This is a genomic window from Cupriavidus necator, from assembly GCF_013141915.1.
Taxonomy (GTDB): domain Bacteria; phylum Pseudomonadota; class Gammaproteobacteria; order Burkholderiales; family Burkholderiaceae; genus Cupriavidus; species Cupriavidus necator_B.
In genome coordinates this window covers 1-12,010 of the sequence record NZ_SROX01000012.1, presented here as the reverse complement: position 1 = coordinate 12,010, position 12,010 = coordinate 1, and the positions used below count along the sequence as shown (strand labels likewise).

The following is a 12,010-nucleotide window of genomic DNA, read 5'->3' as shown; positions in this document are numbered from 1 at the left end:
CACCATCGATTGCACCACCAGTGATTTCACTGCTCCGGGGACACAACATGAAGACCGTACGCATCACGCTGATGCTGATGCTGGCCACGCTGGCCGCATTCGCCCTGCCTGCCCATGCCCAGAAGAAGGGCGACAACGTGGTCTCGGCCGGCTGGTTCCATATCCGGACCCACGGCCAGAGCGACCCGCTGACGACCACGCTGCTGGACGTGCCGATCAACTATCCGCTCGGGCTGCCGTCGAGCTTCACGGCGCCAGGCAGCAGCATCTCGTCGTCCAACGCCAATACGCTGGGGCTGACCTTCAGCCACTTTGTCACCGACCATATCGCCATCACCGCGGTGGGCGGCATCCCGCCCGAGTTCAAGCTCTATGGCCACGGCGAGCTGATCCCGCCCGGCCCGGCCGGCGCGCTCGGGCGCCAGAGCCTGGGCGACCCGTCGCTGAACCCGATCGTCACCAAGGCGCGCCAGTGGAGCCCGGCGGCGATGGTGCAGTACCACTTCCTCGATCCGGGCACGCGCTTCCGGCCGTTCCTGGGGCTGGGGGTCTCGTACAACTTCTTTACCAACATCGAGGTCAATCCGGCCTTTGCCAGCTCGGTCAACAACAACCTCGGCGCCATCCTGGCGGCGGGCGCGGGCATTCCGGGGCCGACCTCGGTCAGCGCGGATGCGTCGTCGTCGTGGGCGCCGGTGTTCAATGTCGGCGGCACCTATAACTTCGACGAGCACTGGGGGCTCACGGCGGCGGTGACGTACATCCCGCTGAAGACCACGTCGACGATGACGATCAAGGCGGCCAACGGCACGGTGCTGTCGACCTCCAAGACCAAGCTGGAGCCGAATCCGCTGGTGTTCTTCCTGGCGGCTTCGTACAAGTTCTGAGGCAGAAAGAAGAAGAGCCAGCGGCAGTACCGCTGGCTCTTGATTGACCGCTTGTGGTCTCCCTCGTCCGCTTGCGGGAGAGGGGAGCAAACCCGCAGCGCTGGAAGCGCTGCAGGCTGACGTTACTGCGTCACCACGCCTTGCGCGGCCGGCGTGCCCTGCTGCGCCACCGCGCTGCTCTCCTGCAATCCGCCGCCCAGCGACCGGTACAGATCGATCGCATTGTTGAGCCGCAATTGCCGCGCCTGGATCAGCGCCTGCTCCGCGGTGAACAGCTGGCGCTGCGCATCGAGTTCGTCCAGGTAGCTGGCGATGCCACTGCGGAAGCGCAGGCGCGCCAGTTCATAGCGTGCCTGTTCCGCGTTGCGCACCTCTTCCTGGCCGGTGACCTGATCTTCCAGGGTACCGCGCGCCACCAGTGCATCGGCCACTTCCGCGAAGGCTGTCTGGATGGTCTTCTCGTAGTTGGCGATCTGGATGTTCTTGCGCACATTGGCCAGGTCCAGGTTCGACAGGTTGCGGCCATAGTCGAAGATCGGCAGCACCAGTTGCGGCGCAAACGACCACGCGCGCGTGCCGGCATCGAAGAGCCCCGAGAACGACGGGCTGATGGTGCCCGCGCTGGCGGTCAGCGTGATGCGCGGGAAGAATGCTGCGCGCGCCGCGCCGATATTGGCGTTGGCCGACAGCAGCAACTGCTCGGCCTGGCGGATATCGGGACGCTGCTCGAGCAGGTCCGACGGCAGGCCGGCCGGGATGTCGCTGATGATGTGCTCGTCCGACAGGCGCACCGGCGCGGGAAGATTCTCGATGGTGCCGATGGGCTTGCCCACCAGCACTTCAAGCGCGTTCTGCGCCTGCGCGCGCTGGCGCGCCAGCTGCGCCGCGGCCACGCGGGCCTGCGCCACCAGCGATTCGTTGTCGCGCAGGTCCAGCGCCGAGGTGGCGCCCGCCTCGAAACGTTGCTTGGCCAGGCCGTAGGTGCTTTCACGCGCCTTCAGCGTGTCGCGCGCCAGGTCGTACTGCTCGGCGAAGGAACGCTCGGCCAGGTAGGCCTTGGCAACTTCCGACACCAGCGAGATCTGCGCCGAGCGGCGTGCCTCTTCGGTGGCGAAGTACTGCGCCAGCGCGGCATTGGACAGGCTGCGCACGCGTCCAAAGAAATCCAGCTCATAGGACGAGATGCCCAGGCCCACCTGGTAGACCTCGGTCACGCCGGCCTGGCCGAGCACCGTTGCCGCCTGGGCGGCGGTGGTACGGGCACGGGTGTAGCTGCCGTTTGCGTTCACCGTCGGCAGCAGGTCGGCGCGCTGCACCTGGTACAGCGCGCGCGCTTCCTCGATGCGCAGCGCCGCGGTGCGCAGGTCGCGGTTGTTTTCCAGCGAGGTCGCGATCAGCGCCTGCAGGCGCGGGTCGCGGAAGAACTCGCGCCAGCCGATGTCGGCGGCGCGGCGGGTTTCGCCGCTCTTCACCTCGGCCGTGGCATAGCCTTCGGGCGCGGTCGGGAAGCTGTCTGCCACCGGCGGGGCAGGGCGATCATAGTGGGGCGCCAGCGTGCATCCCGTCAGAACGCCGGCCACCAGCAGCAGTGTGGTCAGAGTCTTGGTCATGTTCAGATTTCCTCTTGGGGGTCGTGCCACTTCTGGTCCAGCATGCGCTGGCGGGCACTGCCCTTGAAGCGCTTGCGCACCACGACGAAGAACACCGGCACCAGGAAGATCGCCAGCACCGTGGCCGTGATCATCCCGCCCATCACGCCGGTACCGATGGCGCGCTGGCTGCCCGAGCCCGCGCCGGTGGCGATCGCCAGCGGCAGCACGCCCAGGATGAACGCCATCGACGTCATCAGGATCGGGCGGAAGCGCAGGTGCACCGCTTCCAGCGTGGCTTCGATCAGGCCCTTGCCCTGCGCCTGCAGGTCCTTGGCGAATTCCACGATCAGGATGGCGTTCTTCGCCGACAGGCCGATGGTGGCGATCAGGCCCACCTTGAAGTACACGTCGTTGGGCATGCCGCGCAGTGTCACGCCGAGCAGCGCGCCGAGCACGCCCAGCGGCACCACCAGCAGCACCGAGAACGGGATCGACCAGCTTTCATACAGCGCGGCCAGGCACAGGAACACGATGATCAGCGACAGCGTGTACAGGATCGGTTCCTGCGAACCGGCCAGCCGTTCTTCGTACGACTGTCCGGACCACTCGAAGCCGAAGCCCGGCGGCAGCTTGGCGAAGTTCTCTTCCATCACGCGCATGGCTTCGCCGGTACTGCGGCCCGGTGCGGCCTGGCCCGCCAGCTTCACCGCCGGCATGCCGTTGTAGCGCTCCAGGCGCGGCGAGCCCATCACCCACTTGGACGTCGCGAACGCGGCAAACGCCACCATGTCGCCGTTGCTGTTGCGCACGCGCAGCTTGGTCAGGTCGTCCGGCAGGCGGCGGTCAGCGCCGTCGGCCTGCACGATCACCTTGCGCACGCGGCCTTCATAGATGAAGTCGTTGATGTAGTTCGAGCCGAACGCGATCGACAGCGTCGAGTTGATGCTTGCCACCGTGACGCCGAGCGCCTTGGCCTTCTCGCGGTCGATGTCGATCTGCAGCTGCGGCGCGTCTTCCTGGCCTTCCGGGCGCACGCCCATCAGCACCGGGTTCTGCGCGGCCATGCCGAGCATCATGTTGCGCGCTTCCATCAGCTTGGCGTGGCCCTGGCCGGTGCGATCCTGCAGGCGGAAGTCGAAGCCCGAGGAGTTGCCCAGCTCGGAAATCGCCGGCGGATTGAGCGGGAAAATGATCGCGTCCTTGATGAACGAGAGTGCGCCGAAGGCACGGCCGACCAGCGCCTGCGCGGTCTCGTTGGCCCCGGTGCGCTCCTTCCAGTCCTTCAGGCGCACGAAGGCGATACCGCCGTTCTGGCCGCGGCCGAAGAACGAGAAGCCCGCCACCGTGATCATCTGGTCGACCACCTTGCTTTCCTTCTGCAGGTAGTAGTCCTCGATCTGCTTGAGCACGCCGATGGTACGGTCCTGGGTGGCACCGTTGGGCAGCTGCACCACGGTGATCATGTAGCCCTGGTCTTCGTCGGGCAGGAACGACGACGGCAGGCGCTTGAACAGTACCACCACGCCGACGATGATCACCGCGTAGATGATCAGGTAGCGGCCGGTGCGCTTGAGGATGCGCGCCACCACGCCCTGGTAGCCGGTCGACGCGCGCGCGAAGGTGCGGTTGAACCAGCCGAAGAAGCCGGTCTTCTCATGGTGATGGCCGGCTTCGACCGGCTTGAGCAGCGTCGCGCACAGCGCCGGGGTCAGCGTCAGCGCCAGCAGCGCCGAGAACGCCATCGAAGCGATCAGCGACAGCGAGAACTGCCGGTAGATGTTGCCGACCGAGCCCGAGAAGAACGCCATCGGGATGAACACCGCGGTCAGCACCAGCGTGATGCCGACGATGGCGCCGGTGATCTGGCCCATGGCCTTGCGCGTGGCTTCGCGCGGCGACAGGCCTTCCTCGCTCATGATCCGCTCGACGTTCTCGACCACCACGATGGCATCGTCCACCAGGATACCGATGGCCAGCACCATGCCGAACATGGTCAGCACGTTGATCGAGAAGCCGAATGCCAGCAGCGCGCCGAACGTGCCCAGCAGCGCGATCGGCACCACCAGCGTCGGGATGATGGTGGCGCGGAAGTTCTGCAGGAACAGGAACATCACCAGGAACACCAGCACCACGGCTTCGAGCAGGGTCTTGATGACTTCCTCGATCGAGATCTTGACGAAGGCCGAAGTGTCGTACGGCACCGAGTACTCGTAGTCCGCCGGGAAGTTCTTCGACAGCTCTTCCATCTTGGCGCGCACCGCGGTGGCGGTAGAGAGCGCGTTGCCGGTCGGCGCCAGCTTGATGGCGATGGCGGCCGAAGGCTTGCCGTTGGTGCGGGCCTGCGTCGAGTAGTCGGCGCCGCCCAGTTCCACGCGGCCGACATCCTTGATGCGCACCGACGAACCGTCGGGGTTGGTGCGCAGCAGGATGTTGCCGAACTGCTCCGGCGTGGTCAGCCGGCTTTCGGTGGTGACGGTGGCGTTGAGCTCGGTGCCCTTGGGCGACGGCGTGCCGCCCAGTTCGCCCACGGCGACCTGGATGTTCTGCTCGCCGACCGCGGCGGTGACGTCGGTCGGGGTCAGGTTGAAGCCGGTCAGCTTGGCCGGGTCCAGCCAGATCCGCATGGCGTATTCGGTGCCGAACAGGTCGGCCTGGCCCACGCCGGGCACGCGGCGGATCGAGTCGATCACCTGCGCCGAGACGTAGTTGCCGAGCTGGATCGCGCTGGCCGTGCCGGACTTGGACGACACGGTCAGGAACATCATGTAGTTGTTCCCGGCCTTGTCGACGCGCACGCCCTGCTGGCGCACCTCCGCCGGCAGGCGCGCTTCCACGCGCTTGAGGCGGTTCTGCACCTCGACCGAGTTCAGGTCGACGTTCGAACCCGGCGCAAAGGCGATGGTGATGCTGGCCAGGCCGGACGACTCGCTGGTGGAGCTGTAGTAGAGCAGGTTGGGGGCGCCGTTAAGCTCCTGCTCGATCACCGAAGTGACGGAATCCTCCAGCGTCTTGGCCGACGCACCCGGATAGGTGGCGGTGACCGAGATCGTCGGCGGGGCGATGTTCGGATATTGCGCGATCGGCAACTGCAGGATCGACAATATGCCGCCCAGCACGATGATCAGCGCGAGCACCCACGCGAACACCGGCCGGTCGATAAAAAACTTGGCCATAAGACTGGCTCCCTCTTTGTCTAGCCCTGTGTGCCGCGGCGGCTGGCTTCAGCCAACCGCGGCCCGGCGGTGTTCAGCCTTGCTTGCCCTCGGCCTTCACTTCCTGCTTCGCTTCGGCCTTGGGCGCCGAGGCGGGAGCGGCGGAAGCCGAAGCCGGGGTGGCGGCCGGTGCCGAAGCGCCGGCCTGCACGAACGGCACGGCCTTGGCGGGCGCGCCCACCTTGACCTTCTGCAGGCCCTCGACGATCACCTTCTCGCCGCCCTTCAGGCCTTCGGTCACGATCCAGCGGTCGTCGATCGCCTGCGGCGCCTTGACCGGCACCGCCGCAACCTTGCCGTCGGTGCCCACCACCATCACACTGGCACCCTGGGCGCCGCGGATCAGCGCGCGCTGCGGCACGGTCAGGGCGTTCTCATCCACGCCCTGCTCGATCTTCACGCGCACGAAGGTGCCCGACAGCAGTTCGCGGTTCGGGTTCGGGAACTGCGCGCGCAGCGTGATCGCACCGGTGGTCGGGTCCACGGTCATGTCGGAGAACAGCAGCTTGCCGGTCTGCGCGTACTCGCGCCCGTCTTCGACGTACAGGTGCACCTTGGCGCCGCCATTCATGCCCTTGACCGCGCCGGATTCGATGGCGCGGCGCAGCCGCGTGACTTCGGCGGCCGGCTGGGTAAAGGTGACCCACATCGGGTCGACCTGCTCCACCAGCGCCAGCTTGGTTGCCTCGCCCTTGCCCACCAGCGCGCCCTCGGTCACCAGCGCGCGGCCGGCGCGGCCGCTGATCGGCGCGGTCACGGTGGTGTAGCCCAGGTTGATCTGGGCAGTGCGCACCGCCGCCTTGGCCGAGGCCACGTCGGCATTGGCCTGGCCGGCGGCGGCCACGGCGTCGTCGTACTCCTGCTTGCTGACCGCGTTGACGGCCACCAGCGGCTTGTAGCGGTCGGCCTTCAGGCGCGCCGACACGGCGTTGGCTTCGGCGCGCTGCAGCGCAGCCTGGGCCGAGGCCAGCTCGGCCTGATAGGGCGCGGGGTCGATGCGGAACATGACCTGGCCGGCCTTCACTTCGCCGCCTTCGGTGTAGTTGCGCGACAGCACGATGCCTTCGACGCGCGCGCGCACTTCGGCCGTGCGCACGCCTTCCAGGCGACCCGGCAGTTCATTGACGACGGCGACCGGCGACGGCGTCACGGTGACCACGCCCACTTCAGGCGGCGGCGGGGGGCCGCCCTCGGCCTTCTTGTCGCCGCAGGCGGACAGCGCCACGACCGACAGGGCCGCTAGTGCATAGGCTGCAACGCAACTGATACGTTGGGACTTCCTCATCGATAACCCCATGATGGCAATTTGAGATCCGCCGTACCGCTCCGGCCTGTCATCGGACAAACAGGAACGACACGGCGCGCCGCAAGGCTTTGCGGCGGACAAAAGCGTGATGCTAGCCACAAATCGCGGCGTCGCGGTGACGAATGCGACGAACGGTGGCTTTTATGTAACGACTGGATAAATTGACCGGCTGGCCAGCGGCAGGATCGCCCGTCGTGCTGGGTAGGTCACAGAGGGGCGGCTGGCCGAATGCCGGGCAAGCGCGTATTATATATACATTCAAGCATGTATGTTAAGTTGATGTTGCGAAAGGGCCTTTGGGCGCACAACCTGCGCGAAAAGGCACGGCAAGACGCAAAACCATGCCGTTCCCGTGATCGGATCGGTACGAAATGCGTCCCAACCACCCGGGATCAGGGCGCCAACCGCCGGCTCGGGTTAGGATGCGCGCCGTCGTGTCGGCTCGCAAGCCTGGCAATGCCTTTCATGTGACGACAACGACCCACCGGAGCCACGCTGCCGGCATGTGCGCCTGCCGTGGCAGCCGCACCGGGGAGAATCAACCAGACCGGCCATGACCGCCAGACGTCATGCCGCCGGCACCAGAGACAATCATGGTCAGACGCACCAAGGAAGAGGCGCTTGAAACGCGCCACCGGATACTCGACGCGGCCGAGGCCGTGTTCCACGCCCGCGGCGTGGCACGCCCGTCGCTGGCCGACATTGCCGAGGCGGCGGGGGTCACGCGCGGCGCGATCTACTGGCACTTCAAGAACAAGAGCGATGTGTTCGCCGCCATGTGCGACCGCGTCCACCTGCCGGTGGAAGCGCTGTGCGAGCCGGAGCGGCTGGCGCGCCAGGAAGACCCGCTGGGCGGCATCCGCGACATCTGCGCCTACGTGATGCGCCAGACCGTGATCAACCCGCGCTGGCGCCGCGTCTTCGAGATCATCTTCCACAAGTGCGAAATGGTGCAGGACAACGGCGCCATCTTCGAGCGCCAGCGCCAGTCGCACCAGGACGGCCTGGTCAAGATGCGCGAGCACCTGCGCCTGGCGCTCGAGCGCGGCCAGTTGCCCGCCGACCTCGACCTGGACCTGGCCGTCAACGCCTTCCATGCCGCCATCGGCGGGGTGCTGGCGCACTGGCTGTTTTCGCCGCAGGACTTCAATCTCGACGCCAATGCCGAGCGCCTGTCGGACGCCTTCATCGATACCCTGAAATTCTCGCCGGCGCTGCGCCACGGCTACGTGCCGCGCCCGATGGCAGAGCTGGACCAGGAACTGTCCACGCTGTGCCAGCAGGCCTGCCCCGAGGTCCGGCAGGGCGCGCTCGATGCCGACGGCCTGGTACCCTGAGCGGTGCCGCGCGGCTAGCCGCGCATGGCTTCACGCCAGCGCGCCAGGAAGGCGCGCTTGCGCATTGCGTCCTGCGCCGCCAGCAGCCCGGGGCCGACACTGATCGGCTTGAGCGCGTAGCCGAGCCGCTCCGACAGCGCCGCGGCGGTATGCACGCTGTCGGTGTCGGTGCGGATGGTATAGAGCTGCGAGGTCGACTTGGCCAGCAGCGCCTGGCCCGCGCGCGACAGCAGATAGTCCAGCCACAGCCGCGCCGCATTGGGGCGCGGCGCGTGCCGCGCAATAAAGGCCACCCGCGACATCACCAGCGTGTAGTCGCTCGGCGCGATCACGTCGATGGCGGCGCCGCGCTGCATCAGCGACAGCGCGTACGACCCCAGCAGGTTGTAGCCCATCACCAGCTCGCCGCTGGCAATGCGCTCGATCATCTCCGCGGTGGACGCCGACAGCAGCACCCCGGCCCGGCCCAGCGCCTGCGCCAGGTACCAGAACTCGCTGCCCATGCGCGCGTCCTGCTGCGCCAGCAGGTAGCCCACCCCCGAACGCTCCACGTCGTAGGTCACGATCTTGCCGTGCCAGCGCGGCGCATGTTCCTGCAGCAGCCGCGCCAGGCCGCTGCGGCTGCGCGGCGGGCGCATGCCGGCCAGGTGGTGGCGGTTGTAGACGATCACCGCGGGCTCGAAGGTGGTGCCCCAGGCCTCGTCGCGCCACACCGCCCAGCCCGGCAGGCCGGCGCGCTCGGGCGACAGGTAGCGCTGCGCATGGCCGTCGTTGACCAGCTTGATCTGCAGGTCCATCGCGGTGCTCCACAGCACATCGGCAAAGACCGCGTTGGGCGCCGGCGGCCGGCCCGACAGCGCAGCGCTCTCGGCCAGGAAGCGCTGGTTGAGTTCGACCGTGTTGAGATCCTGGTAGTGCACGCGGATGCCGGGGTAGCGCGCTTCGAACGCGGCGATCAGCGGCCGCGCCACCTCCAGGTCGGTCGAGGCGTACACCGTGACCATGCCTTCGCGCAGCGCGCCGGCAATGGTGGCGTCATACCCCGACGGATACCCCGGCGGCGGTGTCGGCGGCCTAGACTGGGCATGAAGGGGCCATGCCGCCGGCAGCGCAGCGCCGCCGAGCAGCGCGGCGCCCAGCAGGCGGCGGCGCTGCCCCGAGGCGGGCGGCTCGCAAGCGGACTGGGGATATTGCCGGGACGGCTGCGACGGACGCGGAGACACGATGCTGGGGACGGAGGGACTGCCGGTGGAAGACGCGAGCGCGCCGGGACCGGCGGGGCGAGGGTATTATAGGCGCCCGCGGCGGGCACGCTCCGTCGGTGCCGCTCCCTGTTTCCGGGACGACATCGGGCGCTTTCCGCCGCCGCAACAGAATCTGGACCTAACCGGCAGAGAAGGAGACCGGCATGCGCATCCTGCTGGTGGAGGATGAAGTCGAACTGGCACGCTGGGTCGCCCGCGCGCTGGAGCAGGGCGGCTTTGTGATCGAGCACGTTGCCGATGGCCTGCAGGCCGAGACACGGCTGCAGGCCGAGGAATACGACGCCGTGCTGCTCGACCTGCGGCTGCCCGGCAAGGACGGCCTGGCCGTGCTCAAATCCATGCGCGGGCGCGATGACCGCACCCCGGTGCTGATCCTGACCGCGCAGGACACCCTCGACGAGCGCGTGCGCGGCCTCAACCTCGGCGCCGACGACTACCTGCCCAAGCCCTTTGCCATCGCCGAGCTGGAAGCGCGGCTGCTGGCGCTGATCCGGCGCAGCCGCGGGCGCGCGCATCCGCGCCTGCAGTGCGGCACGCTGGTGTTCGACGGCGAGACCCGCAGCTTCACGCTGGACGGCGCGCCGCTGGCGCTGACGCCGCGCGAATCGACCCTGCTGGGCGCGCTGCTGGCGCGCAGCGGCCAGCCGCTGACCAAGGCGCAGCTGCTCGACAAGGTGTTCTCGCTCGACGCCGACGTCTCGCCCGATGCGATCGAGGTGCTGGTCTACCGGCTGCGCAAGAAGCTGGCCGGCCACGGGGTCACCATCGTCACGCTGCGCGGCTTCGGCTACCTGCTGGAGCCGGAGGCCAGGGGCTGAGATGCGGCACCCGGTGCTGCTGTGGCGCCGCGGCAGCCTGCGCCGGCAATTGCTGTTGCTGCTGGTGCCCGCGCTGGCGGCGATGATGGCGATCGACACCTGGCTCACCTACGGCACCCTGCGCGACGCCGCCAACACCGCCTACGACCGCTCGCTCTACGGCTCGATCCGCGCCATCGACAACGCCATCGGCATGGCCGGCGACAACGTGCAGTTGACCCTGCCCGACGCCGCCATGGAGATCTTCGAGACCGCGGCGCAGACCCACGTGTTCTACCGGGTGTCGACCGAGCGCGCCGGCCAGGTCGACACCGTGACCGGCTATAGCGACCTGCCGCTGCCGCGCGGCCCGCTGGTCAACAACCAGCCGCGCTTCTACGACGCCGAATACCTGGGCGAGGCGGTGCGCATCGCCGCCATGGCGCGGCCGGTGTACCGGCCCGATGCGCGCATGCGCGTGATCATCCAGGTGGCCGAGACCGCCGAGCCGCGCAGCGCGCTGATCGGCTCGGTATGGCGCAGCGCGCTGGCGCGTGACCTGCTGCTGATCCTGCTGAGCGCCACCATCCTGGTCGGCGGCATCACGTACGTGCTGCGCCCGCTCGCGCGCGTGCGCGACGACGTCGAGGCGCGCTCGCCCGAAGACCTGACCCCGCTCGCGTTCGAGCGCGTGCCCGCCGAGGTGCGCCCGCTGGTCGATGCGGTCAACCTGCATGTGTCGCGCTCGGCCGCGATGGCGCAGTCGCAGGCGCAGTTCATCGCCGATGCCGCGCACCAGCTGCGCACGCCGCTGGCCATCCTCAAGACCCAGGCCGAGTACGCCCAGCGCCAGCTGAGCGCCCCCGACCCCGAAGCCGCGCGCGCCGCCGCCGGCGAAGCCGTCGCCGGCATCGTCACCCAGCTGGAGCAGGCCGCGCGCCTGACCAACCAGCTGCTGGCGCTGGCGCGGGTCCGCCAGCATCGCGCCGACGCCCTGCAGCCGGGCGAGTCCGGCGAGAGCGTGGACGTCATCGATGCCGTCACCGTGGCCGAGCAGGTGGCACTGGACTACCTGCCGCTGGCGCGCGGCAAGCAGCAGGACTTCGGCTGGGAACCGGTGCCGGGGCTGGCGCTGCCGGTACGCGCCGACCCCGCGCTGCTGCGCGAGGCGCTGGCCAACCTGGTGCACAACGCGATCCAGTATTCGCCGCGCGGCAGCCGCATCACGCTGTCGGCCACGCGCGCCGACCAGTGCGCCTGCCTGGTGGTGGAGGACGATGGGCCCGGGATTCCGGCCGAGGAACGCGAGAAGGTGTTCGCGCGGTTCTACCGGCGGGTGGGGAATGCGCAGCCGGGCTCCGGGCTGGGGCTGGCGATTTCGCGCGAGATGGCGGCGCGGTTTGGGGGGACGGTGGAGCTGGGGGAAGGGGGACAGGGGGCCGGCGTGCGGGCGGTGTTGAGGTTGCCGGTTGCGGGTTAGCGCTACGAGGTTGTCGTGCTTGGCGTGGCTATTTCCCAGTGGAATGCCTGACTTCGTGGGCCTGTCAGCGTTTTTGTGTTCAGGGCAGATAAAGGCTCACCGTGGATTTGACCGGTGAGCCAGCATTATCTCAA

The 12,010-nt window shown here is 68.2% G+C and carries 8 protein-coding genes; 4 read left to right on the top strand and 4 right to left on the bottom strand.

Annotated elements, in window-relative coordinates; genetic code table 11:
- Positions 1-47: 47 nt before the first annotated feature.
- Positions 48-887: an OmpW/AlkL family protein gene (locus tag E5S69_RS20685; protein ID WP_171516499.1), complete on the top strand. Its 840-nt coding sequence runs from the start codon at positions 48-50 to the stop codon at positions 885-887.
- Positions 888-1,009: 122 nt separating this feature from the next.
- Here the strand turns inward: E5S69_RS20685 and E5S69_RS20680 are convergent, their stop codons facing one another.
- The 3 genes from E5S69_RS20680 to E5S69_RS20670 all read right to left on the bottom strand — a co-directional run bounded on the left by E5S69_RS20680 (position 1,010) and on the right by E5S69_RS20670 (position 6,976).
- Entirely contained in the window at positions 1,010-2,497 is a 1,488-nt protein-coding gene (locus tag E5S69_RS20680) for an efflux transporter outer membrane subunit (protein WP_171516498.1), read from the bottom strand.
- 2 nt (positions 2,498-2,499) lie between these two features.
- The gene (locus E5S69_RS20675) at positions 2,500-5,652 is read right to left on the bottom strand and encodes an efflux RND transporter permease subunit (RefSeq protein WP_171516497.1); all 3,153 of its coding nucleotides are present in this window, start codon (positions 5,650-5,652) and stop codon (positions 2,500-2,502) included.
- 73 nt (positions 5,653-5,725) lie between these two features.
- Positions 5,726-6,976, bottom strand: a complete 1,251-nt coding sequence (locus tag E5S69_RS20670) for an efflux RND transporter periplasmic adaptor subunit (RefSeq protein WP_171516496.1) — start codon at positions 6,974-6,976, stop codon at positions 5,726-5,728.
- 614 nt (positions 6,977-7,590) lie between these two features.
- Between E5S69_RS20670 and E5S69_RS20665 the strand changes: the two genes are divergently transcribed.
- Positions 7,591-8,334 (top strand): TetR family transcriptional regulator, encoded by a 744-nt coding sequence (locus E5S69_RS20665; RefSeq protein ID WP_171516495.1) that lies wholly within the window; start codon positions 7,591-7,593, stop codon positions 8,332-8,334.
- 14 nt (positions 8,335-8,348) lie between these two features.
- Here E5S69_RS20665 and E5S69_RS20660 read toward each other — a convergent pair whose 3' ends face one another.
- Positions 8,349-9,443: an ABC transporter substrate-binding protein gene (locus E5S69_RS20660; protein WP_171516659.1), complete on the bottom strand. Its 1,095-nt coding sequence runs from the start codon at positions 9,441-9,443 to the stop codon at positions 8,349-8,351.
- A 299-nt stretch (positions 9,444-9,742) separates the two neighbouring features.
- On the opposite strand from E5S69_RS20660, the gene E5S69_RS20655 reads away from it, so the two are divergent.
- Positions 9,743-10,417 (top strand): response regulator, encoded by a 675-nt coding sequence (locus E5S69_RS20655; RefSeq protein ID WP_171516494.1) that lies wholly within the window; start codon positions 9,743-9,745, stop codon positions 10,415-10,417.
- 1 nt (position 10,418) lies between these two features.
- Entirely contained in the window at positions 10,419-11,876 is a 1,458-nt protein-coding gene (locus E5S69_RS20650) for a sensor histidine kinase (protein ID WP_171516493.1), read from the top strand.
- Positions 11,877-12,010 lie beyond the last annotated feature (134 nt).